A 16,495-nucleotide genomic window follows, 5' to 3' on the forward strand; every position below is an offset into this window, starting at 1 on the left:
GAACATAGATAGAAGTTAGAATAAAAGTTATCAAAGAATTATCCTGGCGGCGATAGTGCGGTGGAACCACCTGACACCATACCGAACTCAGAAGTGAAACGCTGTAATGCCGATGGTAGTGTGGGGCTTCCCCATGTGAGAGTAGGGCACCGCCAGGTTACTAAATACAAAGCTAAATTAAATAAAATAAAATAAAATAAAAACAGAAGAACCCCAGTTGAGCTACTGGGGTTTTTGTTTTTTGGAATTTACTCATTATTTAATCAAATAAGAGTCTGATTTTAATTTTCAATAAATAAGTGATTTTTCAACTCATATGAAGTCACGTCCTATAAATGTTTTATTAGCTGTGCTAAAATCCCGCTAAAATTCTATCCTTAAAACAAGAGAAATTATGACCGCACTTAATGTTTTAATTTATCCTGATGATCACTTAAAGGTTGTTTGTGAGCCTGTTACTGAAGTTAATGATGCAATTCGTAAAATTGTTGATGATATGTTTGATACGATGTATCAAGAGGAAGGTATTGGTTTAGCTGCACCTCAAGTAGATATTTTGCAACGTATTATTACTATTGATGTTGAAGGTGATAAAAAAAATCAGCTTGTCTTGATTAATCCTGAAATTTTGGCTTCTGAAGGCGAAACTGGAATTGAAGAGGGGTGTTTATCCATTCCAGGGTTCCGTGCGTTGGTTCCTCGTAAAGAAAAAGTGAAAGTGAGAGCGTTAGATCGTGATGGTAAAGAATTTACTTTAGATGCTGATGGTTTGCTTGCGATATGTATTCAACACGAAATTGATCATTTAAATGGAATTTTATTTGTTGATTATCTTTCTCCACTTAAACGCCAACGTATTAAAGAAAAATTGGTGAAATATAAAAAACAAATTGCGAAACAATAAGCTTCTTATTCTTAATTAAAGTGCGGTTGATTTTAACCGCACTTTTTCCTATCAATCACCATAACGTAGAACATTATGAAATCACTTAATATTATTTTTGCTGGTACGCCAGATTTTGCTGCACAGCATTTACAAGCCATTCTAAATTCTCAACATAACGTGATCGCTGTTTATACTCAACCAGATAAACCAGCTGGTCGCGGTAAAAAATTGCAAGCAAGCCCAGTCAAGCAACTTGCAGAGCAAAATAACATTCCCGTTTATCAACCTAAATCCTTACGTAAAGAAGAGGCTCAGTTTGAACTAAAAGTGTTAAATGCAGATGTAATGGTTGTTGTCGCTTATGGATTAATTTTACCGAAAGCTGTATTAGACGCCCCTCGTTTAGGTTGTTTGAATGTGCATGGTTCTATTCTTCCCCGTTGGAGAGGAGCTGCACCCATTCAGCGCTCAATTTGGGCTGGTGATGCACAAACTGGCGTAACTATTATGCAAATGGATGAGGGTTTAGATACAGGTGATATGTTACACAAAGTTTATTGTGATATTTTACCGACTGAAACTTCAACAAGTCTTTATAACAAACTGGCAGAGCTTGCTCCATCGGCATTAATCGATGTTTTAGATAATCTTGAAAACGGTAAATTTATAGCCGAAAAACAAGATGACAGTCAAAGCAATTATGCAGAAAAGCTTTCTAAAGAAGAGGCGCAATTAGATTGGTCACTTTCTGCAATGCAACTTGAGCGTAATATTCGTGCTTTTAATCCTTGGCCGATTGCTTATTTTTCAACAGAAGATAAGGATGGCAATACACAAACTTTAAAAGTATATCAAGCGGAAGTGTTTCCTCATCAAGATAAACCAGCGGGAACTATTTTAAGTGCGGACAAAAATGGCATTCAAATTGCGACTGTTGATGGCGTCTTAAATTTATTGCAATTGCAACCTGCAGGTAAAAAGCCTATGTCTGCACAAGATTTATTAAATGGCCGTGCAGAATGGTTTACTATTGGTAAGATGCTTGCATAATGAAAAAATTTTCTTCTAAAACTATCAACGTAAAAAATTCAGTAAAAATGACCGCACTTTCGACCAGAGCTATTGCAGCAAACTTAATTTTGCAAGTATTGGATGAGGGCAAATCCTTGTCGGCGTTAATTCCAGAAGTGCAATCTTCTGTTAAAGCCCAAGATTTGCCCTTGTTACAAGAAATTTGTTTTGGCGTGTGTCGCGTATTGCCTCGCTTAGAGCAAATTATCAAACGTCTTGTGGATAAACCGCTTAAAGGTAAAACTCGCATTGTTCATTGCCTGTTGCTTGTAGGGTTATACCAATTGCTTTACATGAGAGTGCCTGCTCATGCGGCAGTTGATGAAGTTGTGAACGCAACAAAATCATTAAAATCTGATAGTTTTAGAGGATTAGTGAATGCGGTTTTGCGTAGATTTTTACGTGAGCAAGATGAAATTTTGGCAATTATTGATAAAAATTGGCAAACGCTTCACCCTGAATGGTTCGTGAATAAATTAAAAAAAGCCTATCCGAATTGGCGTGAGATCATTGAGGCGAACAATCAGAAACCACCAATGTGGCTACGTGTGAATTCACAAAAAAACTCACTCGAAACTTACCGCACTTTACTTGAAGAACAAGGTGTTTCTTCGAAAACAAGCCATCATCCTAATGCGCTGTGTTTAGATATACCGATTGCTGTGCAAAAATTACCGCACTTTGAAGAAGGAGCTGTAACAGTACAAGATTTAAGTGCACAGTGGGCAGCAACGTTGCTTGAGCCAAAAAATGAGGAGTGGATCCTCGATGCTTGCGCGGCACCGGGCGGTAAGACGACCCATATTTTGGAACTGGCACCTCAAGCTAATGTGATTGCATTAGATGTAGAAGCGCATCGCTTAAAACGAGTGGAAGAAAATCTTGCACGTTTAAATCAGCAAGCGATAGTGGTGTGTGGTGATGCGAGTAAACCTAACGAATGGTTAGATGAAATCGGTAAAAGTGCGGTGAAATTTGACCGAATTTTACTTGATGCTCCTTGTTCTGCTACAGGGGTGATTCGTCGCCACCCCGATATAAAATGGTTACGCAAAGAAGCCGATATCGCTCAGCTCGTTGAATTACAGAAGAAAATTCTGAGTGCGCTTTGGGAAAAACTTAAGGAAAATGGTGTTTTGCTTTATGCGACTTGTTCTGTATTGCCAGAAGAAAATTGCGAACAAATCCAAGCATTTTTAAATGCTCACGCGGATGCAGAGTTATTGTCATTACCTTTTGGTGATGATACAAGTGCGGTGGGTTTTCAATTCATTCCGCAACCAAATGGTGGTGATGGGTTCTATTATGCGAAGTTACGTAAATGTGCTTAGAGGCTAAAATGTTTGCCAATATTGATGTAATTATTCCTTGCTATAATGCAGAACAAACGCTATCTCGTGCAGTGCAGTCCGTATTGTCTCAAACTTATTTGGGGAAAATTTGGTTGATTGATGATGGCTCTAAAGATAACACGTTAGCTTTAGCGCAAGAATGGGCAACACAATATCCGGAAAAGATAGTTGTCGAGTCTATGTCGAGAAATAGCGGGGTGGCGAAAACGCGCAATTGGGGTGCTTTGCAATCAAGTAATGAATTTATTGCTTTTTTAGACGCTGATGATGCTTATGAACAGGGCGCATTAGAAGTTGCTGCGGCGACTTTTCATTTTCAATCAGATACCTCAGTGGTACGTTTAGCATTAAAACCGATTGATTTGCCCGCGCGCTACGCTGAACATCCTAATTTTGAGTTTGCATGGCAACATATGCGAATGACCTGTGGTGGGAGCATGGTTTTTCGTCGAGCTTTTTTCTTGGCGTGTGGCGGTTTTCCACAAGATGAATTATTTCGTCAATTAGGCGGTGAAGATGGTGCACTTGGTATTGCGACAACTAAGATAGCTAAAGTTGCAACGCTATTTAATGATGTTGGGGTACTTCATTACTGCAGAGATGGAATGCATGCAGAACGGCTATTGGATGCTATTTTATTCCAAAAATCGCCACAGGAGATTACTGAAGAACAAATGGCGCAGGCTAATGGGGTGACAGATGAAATTTGTCGTCAAATTAACGCATTAAAGTGCGGTCTAAATTCATCAGAAATAGGCATTCGTCCTCTTGTATTAGAACGAACGGAGTAAGCGATGAAAATTATTATTTTGGGCGCAGGTCAGGTAGGAACAACGCTTGCCGAAAATTTGGTTAGTGAAGATAACGATATTACACTCGTTGATAACGAGTCCCCACAGTTACAAGCCTTACAAGAAAAGCATGATTTGCGTGTGGTGCAAGGCTCGCCATCATCACCCAAAGTGCTTCGTGATGCAGGTGCGGCCGATGCAGATTTAATGGTTGCCGTAACAGCCTCTGATGAAATCAATATGGTAGCCTGCCAAATGGGCTATACATTATTTAATACACCAACTCGTATTGCTCGTATTCGTAATTCAGAATATTTACGTGAAAAAGATAAGTTATTCAATGATGAGAATGTGCCTATTGATCATTTGATTTCGCCTGAAAATCTTGTGACAGATGAAATTATACGCTTAATTGCTTATCCTGGGGCATTACAAGTTGCCCATTTTGCTAATAATCGTATTAGTATGGTTGTGGTAAGAGCTTATTATGGTGGTCCTTTGGTTGGATATGCGCTTTCCACATTTCGTGAACATATGCCACATATTGATTGCCGTATTATGTCTATTTTGCGTAACGGTAAACCGATTCGCCCGCAGGGTTCTACTATTGTTGAAGCTGGTGATGAAATTACTTTTATTTGTGCAACTGAGCATATAAAAGCTGTAATGAGTGAACTTCAACGCTTAGAAAAACCTTATAAACGCGTAATGATTGTTGGGGGCGGAAATGTTGCCGCTGGCGTAGCGAAATGTTTGGAAAATATTTGTACCGTAAAATTAATTGAGCGTGATGAAGAACGGGCTAATTTGTTAGCTGAAAAACTTTCAAAAACCTTGGTTTTTTATGGTGATGCGTCTGATCAAAATTTATTGTTTGAAGAGCATATTGAAAATGTCGATGTATTCCTTTCATTGAGTAGTGATGATGAGGCGAATATTATGTCCGCTTTATTGGCAAAACGTTTGGGTGCCAAGAAAGCAATGGTGCTGATTCAACGAATTGCTTATATAAACTTGATTCAAGGTGGAAGTATTGATATTGTAGTTTCACCACAGCAAGCGACAATTTCTGCTCTGCTTGGGCATGTTCGTAAAGGGGATGTGAAAAATGTGGCTACATTACGACATGGTATTGCTGAAGCTATTGAAATTGTAGCGCATGGTGATGAAAGTGCCTCTAACGTGGTGGGAAGAAAAATCGGTGAGTTGCGTTTGCCTATGGGGACCATTATTGGTGCTTTGTTGCGTGGAAATGATGTAATTGTTGCACGACGCCAAGTTGTGATTGAAGAAGGCGATCATGTGGTGATTTATTTGAGTGATAAGAAGAATGTACCTGAAATTGAAAAATTGTTCCAGCCAAGTGCATTCTTCATTTAACGATTTATTTACTTTTAAGAGCGACTCATTATAATAGGCGCTCTTTTATTCAATCTCTAAAGGAAAATTATTATGAGTTTTATTAAAGAATTTCGCGAATTTGCAATGCGCGGTAATGTTGTAGATATGGCTGTCGGTGTGATTATCGGCGGTGCGTTTGGTAAGATCGTAAGTTCACTTGTTAGTGATATTTTTATGCCTGTGCTTGGTATTTTAACTGGTGGCATTGATTTCAAAGATATGAAATTTGTATTAGCTCAAGCACAAGGCGATGTTCCAGCTGTTACTTTAAACTACGGTGTATTTATTCAGAATGTGATTGATTTCATTATTATTGCTTTTGCAATCTTTATGATGATTAAGGCACTTAATAAAGTGAGAAAACCAGAAGAGAAAAAAGCTGGTCCTACATCAGAAGATTTGCTCACAGAAATTCGTGATTTATTAAAGAATAAATAATGAAATTGAAAAATAAAGGTTGGTAAATATGCCAACCTTTTTTTATTGTTATTTTTTAGGCTATAATCGCCCCCTAAAATTTAAGGAATTAAAAATGGAAAAATATAATAAACTCCGTATTGAATGGGATTGCCGCCGAGGAATGTTGGAGTTGGATAAAATCATTATGCCTTTTTATTTGAAGCATTTTGATGAATTAACAGATGATAAAAAAGATATATTTATTTGTTTATTAGCAAGCACAGATCTGCAGCTGTTTTCTTGGTTTTTTAATCGTGGTCAATCATCAGATTCAGAAATTCAATCTATGGTGGAATATATCCAAAACGTACAAAAAATCACAACTAATTAAAATTATTAAGATACGTATGAACTTTTTTAACACACTTGTGTCTGAGATTGCAACAAGAGCTTGCTGTCTTGAATATTAAGGCGTGTTAGATATTGGCATAGGAGAAATATGGCTGAACAGCTAACAGATCAGGCTTTGGTAGAAAGAGTGCAGCAAGGGGATAAGAAAGCCTTCAATTTGTTGGTTTCTCGTTATCAGAATAAAGTGGCGGGGCTTTTGACTCGCTATGTATCACGTAACGATATTCCTGATGTGGTGCAAGAATCCTTTATAAAGGCTTATCGCTCAATTGAATCTTTTCGTGGCGAAAGTGCTTTCTATACATGGCTTTATCGAATTGTCGTCAATACGGCAAAAAATTATTTAACGGCTCAAGGGCGTCGTCCACCTAATGAAGATATTTTAGCTGAGGATGCTGAAAATTATGATGTGGGTACGCACTTGCGGGATGTAGATACACCCGAAAATGAAATGTTATCTAGTGAACTTGAACGAATCGTGTTTAGTACGATTCACAGTTTGCCAGAAGATTTAAAAACAGCAATCACCTTGCGAGAGCTAGAAGGCTTAAGCTATGAAGAGATTGCAGAAATTATGGATTGCCCTGTTGGTACTGTTCGTTCACGTATTTTCCGCGCAAGGGAAATTATTGAGAATAAAATTCAGCCACTGATGCAACGCGAATAAAAAAGTCGGAGTTTACTATGCAAAAAGAGCAACTTTCAGCCTATATGGATGGCGAACAAGTCGAGGCTGGCTTGACAGATGCTTTATTGAAAGACGAAGAATTACAAGAATCTTGGCAGGCATTCCATGCTGTACGTGCAGTGATGCGTAAAGAAAGCGTTTTGTTTCTAGGGGCTGATTTTACCGCTAAAATGGCAGGTTTAATTGAATCTGAAGAAGTGAAGAAAGTCGATGTCATTGCCGTGTCTCAACCTGAACCAGAAGATGCACATAATTCTGCATTTATGCAAAAATTAAAAGCGTTCTTTGCGCCAATGACGCAAGTTGCTGTTGCTGCTGGTGTATGTTTAGTGGCGGTACTTGGTGTTCAATCTTTCAATAATAAAAATGAAGTGTCTAATTTACCTGAGACTCCAGTATTGCAAACCTTGCCATTTAATAATGCGGTTCAAGAGGTTAGCTATAATGCGCCGAGTAAAGATACATTGACATCAGAGCAGCTTGAACAAAAAAGTCGCCGTATTGGTGCGATGTTACAGAACTATGAATTACAACGTCGTATGAATGCAGATGCATTAAATGTAAGTAGTAATAGTCAAAAATAATATGGATTAGCCCTGTGCATTTATGTTAATTCACCACCTAATATACTATTTAGTGTGGTGAATTTTTATCCTTTAAATTTAATGTTTATGAAAAAAATAGCGTTAAAACTCACCGCACTTTCTCTTTCTTTTCTATTTAGTAACATTACTTCAGCTGAAGAGCTTTCTGCGAAGCAGTCTTTAGATAAAATGACACAAGCATTGGATAATCTCAATTATGAGCTTGCCTTTGTTCAAACAACTCCATCAAATATGGATTCCTTTCGCTATCGTCATATTAAGAAAGATAATAAAACTTATGCGCAATTAGTGACGCTTGATGGTCGTCAACAAGAAATTATTCAACGTGATAATTTAGTCAGCTATTTTCAGCCAAATACTCAAGCCTTTACGCTTAATAGTGGCAATATCGTCGATGCAATGCCTGCTGTTGTTCGCGCTGATTTTGATAAACTTTCTTCAGTTTATGATTTTATAAAAATAGGTAAAGATCGAGTGGCTGGGCGTTTTGCTGATACTATTCGTATTGTCCCTAAAGATGATTTCCGATATCAGTATTTAGTGTTTGTCGATGAAGAAAATGGTTTATTGTTACGCGGCGATATGCTTGATAGCGAAGGTAAATTACTTGATCAGTTTAGAGTTGTAACGCTTTATATCGACGATAGATTAAGAGGGTTGACGGAGTATATTAACAAAGTCTCAATGCCTCCTTTGTTGAAAGAAAGTAAAAATGAACAAAACTCAGATATAACTTGGTCTGCAGGTTGGTTGCCACAAGGTTTTTCTTTAATTCGATATACTCAAGAAACATTAGAAAATGAAGTGATAGATAGTGCGCTATATAGCGACGGTTTGTTTACTTTTACACTATTTGTTTCTAACGCAGGCTCTAATGTTTTGCCAGAAAATACTTGGAAGCAAGGGGCATATACGATTTATAGTGAAGTGAATGGCGGAAAAGAAATTACTTTTATCGGGCAATTGCCCATAGCTGCAGCTAAGCGAATTGTACAAGAAGTTAAATTTCGATAACAAGTGCGGTGATTTTTCACCGCACTTTTATTTTTAAAGATTAGTGTAATTTTAATCTTGGTTTTAAATAACGATTAAGTTTATCAACCAGAATAATCAATCCAATTTTAATGCAACCATGTAAAGCATGTTGATGCATTCTATATAAGGATACATAGGCAAATTGTGCAAATTTACCTTGAACGGTAAGTGGATTTTTTCCAAATTTATTCGAAATACTGCCTAATGCAGTAAAGCTCGAAAGAGAAACCAAGGTGCCTTTATCGTTATATTTAAATGCTTTTAATGGTTTTTGCTCAAAAAGTGCAAAGATATTTTTTGCACAAGCTTTTGCCATTTGATGTGCGGCTTGAGCCCTTGGCGGGACTAATTTACCGTTTGGTTGCATTAATGCTGCACAGTCGCCAATGGCGAAAATGCTGTCATCCGCAGTGGTTTGGAGAGTATCTTTTACCACTAATTGATTGATACGGTTAAGCTCTAATCCATCAAATTGTTGTGTCACTGTTGAAGTGCGAACGCCTGCGGCCCAAACAATCAGATCTGCTTTAATTTCTTCTCCATCTTTGGTGATAAGGGTATTTGGTTGAGCTTCCGTGATCATCGTGTTTAATTTCACGTTCGCGCCCATTTCTTGCAATTCGTCTAATACCGCAGCAGATAAATCTTCGGGTAATGCTGGCAGTAAGCGAGGCCCTGCTTCAACGAGTGTGACTTGTAAACAAGAGTTATCAATCTTGCCATAGCCGTAAGAAGATAAATCTTCCGTGGCATGATAAAGCTCAGCTGTTAATTCCACACCAGTTGCTCCACCACCGACAATGGCGATGTTCACTTTATTTTCATACACTAATTTTTGTTTAAATTCTTCTTCACCAATATCATCTAAAGCACGGTTTTCAGAGAATTTAAGGAATAATTCCAACATCTTTTGCTGAAAGCGCAACGCTTGATCTGAGCTGTCTAGGAAAATACAGTTATCTGCTACACCTTTTGTGTTGAAATCATTTGATTTGCTACCGATCGCAACTACTAAGTAATCATAAGGAATTCGGCGAGCAATGACGAGCATATCGCCTTCTTGCCCATAAACAGGGGCGAGTTCAACATATTTTTGTTCACGATTAATACGAGTAATTGAACCCTGTTCAAAACTGAAATGGTGATTTTTACCATGTGCGCGATAGCTAAGAGAATCCATGCCATCATCCATCACACCCGTAGCTATTTCATGTAATAATGGTTTCCACAAATGGGTCGTATTACGATCCACAAGCGTCACTTTAGCCTGCTCTTTTCGACCTAATTTGTCTCCTAAAAATGTCGCTAATTCAATGCCGCCAGCCCCTCCGCCAACGATCACGACGTTTTTCATAATGTACTCCTAAAAGCAAAATTGTTAAAAATGTTAAACTACTGTAATGATAGCATAACAAATAAACAAGAAGAAAAAATTTAATGGAAATGACCGCGCTTCATTGATGGCAGCGATCGTAAAGCGGTTGTAATTGTTGGATGGTTTGAGTGATAAATAAAACGGGATCGATTTGGCTTAGTTGATCTTTTTCAATACTTTTCCCAATACACCAAAAATCTTCATCTGAGCGCAAGAGAAGATCTTTTTCAGAAATGCCCTTCACTTGGCGGAAATCATCATATTCGCTTTCATCTTCTCGCCAAATATCAAAATCCGCAAATTGTTTGAAATCAAATTGATCAAGCCAATGATTATATTGTTGCACATTAATTTGTGAGCGATCGGCACGATAGCAATGCCAATCCAAGCACACTCTTAATCGACGGCGATTTAAGAGCACGGAAAAAATGGCTGCAGAATTTTGGTTAAACTCGTATTTAAAATAAGCGAAGAAATGGGCGCGTACCTGCCAGCCATTAGTCCAGCTTTCAATATGCGGTTTTGCAAAAGGTGTGCCAAGCTGTTTTGCGACTTCTTGGATAATCGCTTTCCAGTTATCCCAATGTAATTTGTAATCAGCTTTAATTGCCGGAATATCCTCCGGACAGAATTTTTTCATTTGGGCGAATTGATAGAAAGGAATATTGAACAGTTCGCAAGATTCAGCCGTAAGAGAGAGCATAGCGTTTCCTTAAAAATCACTGTAATTTTTGACCGCACTTTGCGTGAAGATCTGTCTGTCTTCCCAACGCAACAGGGTCATTCGATTATTCCATACACAACCGGTATCCAAGGCATAGATACCTGGTGGAGTAGGTTCATCCACTAAACTTGCCCAATGCCCAAAGACAATGGGAATTTGTTTATAAAGTGGATTATCTAAATTAAACCAAGGCGTGAGATCTACAGGTGCATCTTTTAAAGAGGATTTACAGGCAAAATCAAAGCGATGATCTAAATAGCAAAAACGCATGCGAGTGAAAGCATTAATAATGTAACGATGACGCGCTAAGCCCTGTAAATCTGGCGACCAGCGATCAGGCTGTTCAGAATACATATTTTCAATGAGATAATGAAAATCGCCGTGCTGTAAAATATGTTCAACTTCAGCTGCACAAGATTTCGCAGTTTTCAAATCCCAATCAGGCGAAATACCTGCGTGTACCATCAGGAAGTTTAATTCTTCATTATGTACAAGCAATGGCTGATGACGTAACCAGTAAATGAGATCATCAAAATCCGGTGCATTAAAAATGGCATCAACACGATCACGCGGTTTGACTTTTTTAATACCCAATGCAGTCGCAATTAAGTGTAAATCGTGATTACCTAGTACGGTTTGCGCCGCATTACCAAGTGATTTTACGAAACGAAGGCATTCAAGTGATTTATCACCACGTGCCACCAGATCCCCCACAAGATAAAGTTTATCTTGCGCAGGATTGAAATCTACACGCTCTAATAAAAGCTGTAATTCGTCATAACAGCCTTGCAGATCACCAACGAAATAGGTTGCCATTTTTGACCGCTCTTTTTACTCTTCTGAATCTAAGATTTCATCTTTATTGATATCGACTGGAGGATTATCCGCCAACCAGTCCGCTAAACGTGCATAATCTGCGATAGCCAAATTTTCTGCGCGTGCATTTAAATCAATACCAAGTGCGGTCAGATTTTCAGGTGAAAATAGCGTTGAAAGCGCATTGCGTAATGTTTTTCGACGTTGATTGAACGCCTGGGAGCAAACACGGTTCAACCAATATAAATCTTTTACAGGGTGCGGCAATTCTTTATGAGGAATTAAACGCACAACGGCTGAATCCACTTTTGGTGCAGGTTTAAATGCAGAAGGTGGCACTTCAAGTACTGGCATCACTTGGCAGAAGTATTGAGCCATAATGGTTAAGCGACCATAAGCTTTGCTATTTGGTCCTGCGCATAAGCGTTTAACCACTTCTTTTTGCAGCATGAAGTGCATATCTTGAATCACATCATGATACTTAAACAAGTGGAACATCAATGGCGTAGAAATGTTGTATGGCAAGTTACCAAACACACGTAATTTCTGACCTTTTTCTGCCAAATTTTCTTTTGCATAAAGCTCACCAAAATCAAATTGCATCGCATCCGTTTCAATCACGGTGAGCTTTTGATGTAAAAATGGATGATGACGTAAACGTTCTGCTAAGTCTCGGTCAAGCTCTACTACAGTCAGATGATCGACAAGTTCACCAACAGGCTCTGTTAATGCCCCCAGCCCTGGACCAATTTCCACTAAGAATTGATTGGGTTGAGGGTAAATTGCCGCCACGATACCTTGAATTACAGGGGTATCATGTAAAAAGTTTTGACCAAAGCGTTTACGCGCCGTATGGCCTAAGTGTTTTTTTGAATTCATATATTATCTTCTTTTATAAGAGTGCGGTTATTATAGGGCTTGTTTTGGCTTTGTAAATCATTGTTAACTTATGCTAAATTGAGTTTTTTATGAACAATATTATTTTTTCTTTCGTAGAAAGTTAAAAACGGCTATAATCCGCCCGTTTTTCTTAACTTTTCCGCCTAAAGTGCGGATAAAAAATCGATTATTTTTAGAGGATACAATGGCGAAAGAAGATTGCATTGAAATGCAAGGCACAATTTTAGAGACTTTACCGAATACTATGTTCCGCGTGGAGTTAGAAAACGGTCACGTGGTTACTGCACATATTTCTGGAAAAATGCGTAAAAACTATATCCGTATTTTGACCGGGGATAAAGTGACTGTAGAAATGACTCCTTATGATTTAAGTAAAGGTCGTATTATTTTCCGCAGTCGTTAATCACAGAAGATCTGAGATAGGCCGATATTGTTACAATATCGGCCTTCTTTTTTGTTCAAAAAGAACTCAAACTGGTTGCGGAGCGTAAAAAAATCGGTATAATCCGCAATCCTTAGTCACATTGAATTTTTCGTTCCTTGCCTTTGCAGATTGGTGGCTGATCTACGTCAAAGGCTGATTAACCCGTAAGGAGCAGTAATGCGTCACTACGAAATCGTGTTTATGGTTCATCCGGACCAAAGCGAGCAAGTACCAGGTATGATCGAACGTTACACCGGTTCTGTAAAAGAAGCTGGTGGTCAAGTTCATCGCCTAGAAGATTGGGGTCGTCGCCAATTAGCGTACCCAATTAATAAATTACACAAAGCACACTATGTGCTTATGAATGTAGAAGCGCCTCAACAAGTCATCGACGAGCTAGAAACGACTTTCCGTTATAACGATGCTGTATTACGCAGTCTTGTTATCCATACTAAGCACGCCGTAACAGAAGCGTCCCCAATGAAAGCGGCTAAAGAAGAACGTAAACCTTTAGCTGAAGTTGAAAACAACGATTTTGAGGATGCTGAAGAGTAATTTGAAAATTGATAATCGTTTTTCGGTTATGGGAGTCGTTTCTCAGTTACCAAAACGATTAAAGAGCCCTAGTGGAATTGAGCATTGTAAGTTTTTGTTAGAACATCGTTCTGAACAGATTGAAGGTGGTTTCACACGTCAAGCTTGGTTAAAGATGCCAGTTCAAATTAGTGGTAATCAATTGATAGAAAAAACTCAAAGCATTACGGTCGGTAGTAAAATTTTGGTGGTGGGATTTATTACATCACATAAAACCCAAAGTGGGTTATGCCAATTAGTTTTACATGCCGAGCAAATCGAATTTATAGATTAGGAGACTAGCCAAATGGCACGTTATTTCCGTCGTCGTAAGTTCTGCCGTTTCACAGCGGAAAATGTTGTTGAAATCGATTACAAAGATATCGCTACATTAAAGAACTATATTTCAGAAAGCGGCAAAATTGTACCTAGCCGTATTACCGGTACTCGTGCGAAGTACCAACGTCAATTAGCACGTGCAATCAAACGCGCTCGCTATTTAGCGTTACTTCCATACACTGACAATCATCAGTAATTAAGGAGATACGGTAATGCAAGTAATTCTTTTAGATAAAATTGTTCACTTAGGTCAAGTGGGCGATCAAGTAAATGTTAAATCAGGTTTTGCGCGTAACTTCTTAATCCCACAAGGTAAAGCAGTTATGGCAACTAAAGCTAACATTGAACACTTTGAAGCACGTCGTGCAGAATTAGAAGCGGCGGCAGCAGCAAATCTTGCAGCAGCTCAAGCTCGTGCAGCAGAAGTTACTGCATTAGGTTCTGTGACTATCGCATCTAAAGCAGGTGATGAAGGTCGTTTATTCGGCGCAATCACTACTCGTGATGTGGCAGAAGCAGTAACTGCAGCAGGCGTTAAAATTGCGAAAAGTGAAGTTCGTTTACCAAACGGTCCAATCCGTACTCTTGGTGACCACGATGTTCGTTTCCAACTTCACGGTGAAGTATTTGCAACATTAGATGTAATCGTTGTTGCAGAATAATTTGTCAGATAGGCAAATAAAACCCGGTCTTAGATCGGGTTTTTTTATTATTAGTTTAATGTAATAAAAAAGGAGCATAGCTCCTTTTTATTTGTAACTTTTAGTCGTCAAGGAAACTTCTTAATGTTTCTGAGCGGCTCGGATGGCGTAATTTACGTAACGCTTTTGCTTCAATTTGACGAATACGTTCGCGTGTAACGTCGAATTGTTTACCCACTTCTTCAAGCGTATGATCGGTATTCATATCGATACCAAAACGCATACGTAATACTTTTGCTTCTCGTGGTGTTAGGCCTTCAAGAACTTCGTGAGTCGCAACTCTTAAGCTTTGTGCTGTTGCAGAATCTAAAGGAAGTTCTAAGGTTGAATCTTCAATAAAATCACCTAAATGTGAGTCATCGTCATCACCGATAGGCGTTTCCATAGAAATTGGCTCTTTTGCAATTTTCAATACCTTACGGATTTTATCTTCCGGCATACCCATGCGTTCAGCTAATTCTTCTGGCGTTGCTTCACGTCCCATTTCTTGTAGTAACTGGCGAGAAATGCGGTTAAGTTTATTGATTGTTTCAATCATATGTACCGGAATACGGATTGTACGAGCTTGATCTGCAATAGATCGTGTAATTGCTTGGCGAATCCACCAAGTCGCATATGTAGAGAATTTATAACCACGGCGATACTCAAATTTATCTACCGCTTTCATTAAGCCAATATTCCCTTCTTGAATTAAGTCTAGGAATTGTAAACCGCGATTCGTGTATTTTTTCGCGATGGAAATTACTAAACGCAAGTTAGCTTCTACCATTTCTTTTTTGGCACGACGAGCTTTTTGTTCACCTCGGGAGACTGCATCACAAATATCGCGCATTTGGGTAATGGTAAGTTTCGTATTTTCTTCAATGTTAGCTAAGTTGTTTAATGCCTCAAGAATACGTTCTTCATATTTTGGTAAGCGTTTTGCCCATGATTTGCTTGATTTTAAGGCTTTTTGTACCCATTCAGTATTGCTGCCATTAGTTGTAATGAGTTTTTCAAAATCATCTTTTGGCATTCCAGCAATATCAACTAATATTTTTTGTAATTGGCGTTCTTCATAGCGCACACGTTTCATCATTTCTTTCATTGATAAAACGAGTAAATCGAATTGTTTTGGTACTAAGCGGAATTGTTTAAAAATTTCACCAAGCAGTACGATTTGATCCTGGGCTCGTTTTCCTGAGCGACCATGTTTTTCAATAACAGCAAGCGTTTTGGTATGCTGGTCTTTTAACTGTTGGAATTTTTCTCTCGCGACCTCTGGATCGATGCTATTATCAGATTCGCTTGAATCTGATGTAGATTCTGATTCGCTTTCGTCTTCATCTTCATTATCTTCAACGTCCGCACTTTCTGATTCTTCTCCGTCTTCAGAAAAGTTTTCATCAATGACATTATGTTCTTCTATTTCGGCATTTGGATCGACAAAACCTGTAATTAAGTCAGCTAAACGGAAGTTTCCTTTTTCCACATCATCATAATTTTTTAGCAACCCATTTAAAGCTTCAGGATAGGCTGCAATGGATGTTTGAACTTCATCAATTCCTTCTTCAATACGTTTTGCAATGCTGATTTCATCTTCACGAGTAAGAAGATCAACGGTTCCCATTTCACGCATATACATACGGACAGGATCGGTTGTTCGACCGATTTCAGATTCTACATTTGAAAGAATTTGGGTTGCCTCTTCCACCGCATCTTCATCCGGAATGGTGTCATTCAACATCATCTCATCGCTTTCAGGGGCTTCGTCCAAAACCGGAATCCCTGCATCATTTTGCAGCGTTTGTAGCAACTTATCGTAATATTCAGGGTCGATGACATCTTCTGGTAATAAATCATTAATTTCTGCATAGGTTAAATAACCTTGAGTGCGACCTAATTCCATCAGTTGTTCAATTTGTTCTGAATATTGTTCAGCTGTAGATTGTTGATTTTTTTCCATTTTTATATCCGTTTTGCTTGATGTGATAGTAGCAATATAATTCTTGTTACAAACTTAGA

General features: G+C 38.5%; 20 protein-coding genes and 1 rRNA gene. 16 read left to right on the forward strand and 5 right to left on the reverse strand.

Translation table 11 applies throughout. The features are described 5' to 3' along the window. The first annotated feature begins 42 nt into the window (after nt 1-42). The 11 genes from rrf to rseB all read left to right on the forward strand — a co-directional run bounded on the left by rrf (nt 43) and on the right by rseB (nt 8,618). Nucleotides 43-158, forward strand: a 5S ribosomal RNA gene (rrf, locus tag LIX50_RS07495). 236 nt (nt 159-394) lie between these two features. Continuing rightward, a complete protein-coding gene (gene def, locus LIX50_RS07500) occupies nt 395-904 on the forward strand; it encodes a peptide deformylase (protein ID WP_046942664.1) in 510 nt (169 codons plus the stop codon). Nucleotides 905-979: 75 nt separating this feature from the next. Beyond that, nucleotides 980-1,936, forward strand: a complete 957-nt coding sequence (gene fmt, locus LIX50_RS07505) for a methionyl-tRNA formyltransferase (protein ID WP_048952874.1) — start codon at nt 980-982, stop codon at nt 1,934-1,936. Then, nucleotides 1,936-3,288, forward strand: a complete 1,353-nt coding sequence (rsmB, locus tag LIX50_RS07510; protein WP_048952875.1) for a 16S rRNA (cytosine(967)-C(5))-methyltransferase RsmB — start codon at nt 1,936-1,938, stop codon at nt 3,286-3,288. The genes fmt and rsmB overlap by 1 nt, the downstream gene beginning before the upstream one ends. An 8-nt stretch (nt 3,289-3,296) precedes the next feature. Next, nucleotides 3,297-4,100, forward strand: coding sequence for a glycosyltransferase family 2 protein (locus LIX50_RS07515; RefSeq protein ID WP_048952909.1), 804 nt, complete (start codon nt 3,297-3,299; stop codon nt 4,098-4,100). 3 nt (nt 4,101-4,103) lie between these two features. Further along, nucleotides 4,104-5,480, forward strand: a complete 1,377-nt coding sequence (gene trkA / locus LIX50_RS07520; protein ID WP_048952876.1) for a Trk system potassium transporter TrkA — start codon at nt 4,104-4,106, stop codon at nt 5,478-5,480. 72 nt (nt 5,481-5,552) lie between these two features. Then, a complete protein-coding gene (gene mscL, locus LIX50_RS07525; protein WP_005630888.1) occupies nt 5,553-5,939 on the forward strand; it encodes a large-conductance mechanosensitive channel protein MscL in 387 nt (128 codons plus the stop codon). 94 nt (nt 5,940-6,033) lie between these two features. After that, entirely contained in the window at nt 6,034-6,291 is a 258-nt protein-coding gene (locus LIX50_RS07530) for a succinate dehydrogenase assembly factor 2 (protein ID WP_048952877.1), read from the forward strand. A gap of 108 nt (nt 6,292-6,399) precedes the next feature. Next, complete coding sequence (gene rpoE / locus LIX50_RS07535; protein ID WP_048952878.1) at nt 6,400-6,978, forward strand: RNA polymerase sigma factor RpoE; 579 nt, start codon at nt 6,400-6,402, stop codon at nt 6,976-6,978. Between the two features lie 17 nt (nt 6,979-6,995). Further along, nucleotides 6,996-7,583 (forward strand): sigma-E factor negative regulatory protein, encoded by a 588-nt coding sequence (locus LIX50_RS07540; protein WP_048952879.1) that lies wholly within the window; start codon nt 6,996-6,998, stop codon nt 7,581-7,583. 87 nt (nt 7,584-7,670) lie between these two features. Next, entirely contained in the window at nt 7,671-8,618 is a 948-nt protein-coding gene (gene rseB / locus LIX50_RS07545) for a sigma-E factor regulatory protein RseB (RefSeq protein ID WP_048952910.1), read from the forward strand. A 40-nt stretch (nt 8,619-8,658) separates the two neighbouring features. Here rseB and LIX50_RS07550 read toward each other — a convergent pair whose 3' ends face one another. From LIX50_RS07550 to rsmA, 4 genes are all read right to left on the reverse strand, one after another. Then, the gene (locus tag LIX50_RS07550; protein ID WP_048952880.1) at nt 8,659-9,993 is read right to left on the reverse strand and encodes an NAD(P)/FAD-dependent oxidoreductase; all 1,335 of its coding nucleotides are present in this window, start codon (nt 9,991-9,993) and stop codon (nt 8,659-8,661) included. Between the two features lie 100 nt (nt 9,994-10,093). After that, nucleotides 10,094-10,717, reverse strand: a complete 624-nt coding sequence (locus LIX50_RS07555) for a glucose-6-phosphate 1-dehydrogenase family protein (RefSeq protein WP_048952881.1) — start codon at nt 10,715-10,717, stop codon at nt 10,094-10,096. Between the two features lie 9 nt (nt 10,718-10,726). Then, the gene (apaH, locus tag LIX50_RS07560; RefSeq protein WP_048952882.1) at nt 10,727-11,554 is read right to left on the reverse strand and encodes a bis(5'-nucleosyl)-tetraphosphatase (symmetrical) ApaH; all 828 of its coding nucleotides are present in this window, start codon (nt 11,552-11,554) and stop codon (nt 10,727-10,729) included. Nucleotides 11,555-11,569: 15 nt separating this feature from the next. Further along, nucleotides 11,570-12,433 carry a 16S rRNA (adenine(1518)-N(6)/adenine(1519)-N(6))-dimethyltransferase RsmA gene (rsmA, locus tag LIX50_RS07565; protein WP_048952883.1) on the reverse strand — a complete coding sequence of 288 codons (864 nt, stop codon included), beginning with the start codon at nt 12,431-12,433 and terminating at the stop codon, nt 11,570-11,572. A 205-nt stretch (nt 12,434-12,638) separates the two neighbouring features. Here rsmA and infA point away from each other — a divergent pair, with 205 nt between their 5' ends. From infA to rplI, 5 genes are all read left to right on the forward strand, one after another. Next, on the forward strand, nt 12,639-12,857 hold the full coding sequence (gene infA, locus LIX50_RS07570) for a translation initiation factor IF-1 (RefSeq protein WP_005627617.1): 219 nt from the start codon (nt 12,639-12,641) through the stop codon (nt 12,855-12,857). 198 nt (nt 12,858-13,055) lie between these two features. Beyond that, nucleotides 13,056-13,433 carry a 30S ribosomal protein S6 gene (gene rpsF, locus LIX50_RS07575; protein WP_005627620.1) on the forward strand — a complete coding sequence of 126 codons (378 nt, stop codon included), beginning with the start codon at nt 13,056-13,058 and terminating at the stop codon, nt 13,431-13,433. After that, nucleotides 13,420-13,746: a primosomal replication protein N gene (gene priB / locus LIX50_RS07580; protein WP_005657967.1), complete on the forward strand. Its 327-nt coding sequence runs from the start codon at nt 13,420-13,422 to the stop codon at nt 13,744-13,746. Before rpsF ends, priB begins: the two co-directional genes overlap by 14 nt. Before the next feature lie 12 nt (nt 13,747-13,758). Beyond that, the gene (gene rpsR / locus LIX50_RS07585; RefSeq protein ID WP_005598105.1) at nt 13,759-13,986 is read left to right on the forward strand and encodes a 30S ribosomal protein S18; all 228 of its coding nucleotides are present in this window, start codon (nt 13,759-13,761) and stop codon (nt 13,984-13,986) included. Nucleotides 13,987-14,002: 16 nt separating this feature from the next. Then, nucleotides 14,003-14,452: a 50S ribosomal protein L9 gene (rplI, locus tag LIX50_RS07590; RefSeq protein ID WP_005627626.1), complete on the forward strand. Its 450-nt coding sequence runs from the start codon at nt 14,003-14,005 to the stop codon at nt 14,450-14,452. Between the two features lie 100 nt (nt 14,453-14,552). Here rplI and rpoD read toward each other — a convergent pair whose 3' ends face one another. Further along, nucleotides 14,553-16,436 (reverse strand): RNA polymerase sigma factor RpoD, encoded by a 1,884-nt coding sequence (gene rpoD / locus LIX50_RS07595; RefSeq protein ID WP_048952884.1) that lies wholly within the window; start codon nt 16,434-16,436, stop codon nt 14,553-14,555. Nucleotides 16,437-16,495: the final 59 nt, after the last annotated feature.

It is taken from the genome of Haemophilus sp. Marseille-P9675, from assembly GCF_916862695.1.
Lineage (GTDB): Bacteria > Pseudomonadota > Gammaproteobacteria > Enterobacterales > Pasteurellaceae > Haemophilus > Haemophilus haemolyticus_K.

Excerpts from the sequence above, each read along its gene's own strand:
- trkA (WP_048952876.1), top strand. The coding sequence starts at position 4,104 with ATGAAAATTATTATTTTGGGCGCAGGTCAGGTAGGAACAACGCTTGCC.
- rpsR (WP_005598105.1), top strand. The coding sequence starts at position 13,759 with ATGGCACGTTATTTCCGTCGTCGTAAGTTCTGCCGTTTCACAGCGGAA.
- LIX50_RS07555 (WP_048952881.1), bottom strand. The coding sequence starts at position 10,717 with ATGCTCTCTCTTACGGCTGAATCTTGCGAACTGTTCAATATTCCTTTC.
- LIX50_RS07550 (WP_048952880.1), bottom strand. The coding sequence starts at position 9,993 with ATGAAAAACGTCGTGATCGTTGGCGGAGGGGCTGGCGGCATTGAATTA.
- apaH (WP_048952882.1), bottom strand. The coding sequence starts at position 11,554 with ATGGCAACCTATTTCGTTGGTGATCTGCAAGGCTGTTATGACGAATTA.
- fmt (WP_048952874.1), top strand. The coding sequence starts at position 980 with ATGAAATCACTTAATATTATTTTTGCTGGTACGCCAGATTTTGCTGCA.
- mscL (WP_005630888.1), top strand. The coding sequence starts at position 5,553 with ATGAGTTTTATTAAAGAATTTCGCGAATTTGCAATGCGCGGTAATGTT.
- rseB (WP_048952910.1), top strand. The coding sequence starts at position 7,671 with ATGAAAAAAATAGCGTTAAAACTCACCGCACTTTCTCTTTCTTTTCTA.
- rsmA (WP_048952883.1), bottom strand. The coding sequence starts at position 12,433 with ATGAATTCAAAAAAACACTTAGGCCATACGGCGCGTAAACGCTTTGGT.
- LIX50_RS07540 (WP_048952879.1), top strand. The coding sequence starts at position 6,996 with ATGCAAAAAGAGCAACTTTCAGCCTATATGGATGGCGAACAAGTCGAG.
- LIX50_RS07530 (WP_048952877.1), top strand. The coding sequence starts at position 6,034 with ATGGAAAAATATAATAAACTCCGTATTGAATGGGATTGCCGCCGAGGA.
- rpoE (WP_048952878.1), top strand. The coding sequence starts at position 6,400 with ATGGCTGAACAGCTAACAGATCAGGCTTTGGTAGAAAGAGTGCAGCAA.
- rpoD (WP_048952884.1), bottom strand. The coding sequence starts at position 16,436 with ATGGAAAAAAATCAACAATCTACAGCTGAACAATATTCAGAACAAATT.
- LIX50_RS07515 (WP_048952909.1), top strand. The coding sequence starts at position 3,297 with ATGTTTGCCAATATTGATGTAATTATTCCTTGCTATAATGCAGAACAA.
- infA (WP_005627617.1), top strand. The coding sequence starts at position 12,639 with ATGGCGAAAGAAGATTGCATTGAAATGCAAGGCACAATTTTAGAGACT.
- priB (WP_005657967.1), top strand. The coding sequence starts at position 13,420 with ATGCTGAAGAGTAATTTGAAAATTGATAATCGTTTTTCGGTTATGGGA.
- def (WP_046942664.1), top strand. The coding sequence starts at position 395 with ATGACCGCACTTAATGTTTTAATTTATCCTGATGATCACTTAAAGGTT.
- rpsF (WP_005627620.1), top strand. The coding sequence starts at position 13,056 with ATGCGTCACTACGAAATCGTGTTTATGGTTCATCCGGACCAAAGCGAG.
- rplI (WP_005627626.1), top strand. The coding sequence starts at position 14,003 with ATGCAAGTAATTCTTTTAGATAAAATTGTTCACTTAGGTCAAGTGGGC.
- rsmB (WP_048952875.1), top strand. The coding sequence starts at position 1,936 with ATGAAAAAATTTTCTTCTAAAACTATCAACGTAAAAAATTCAGTAAAA.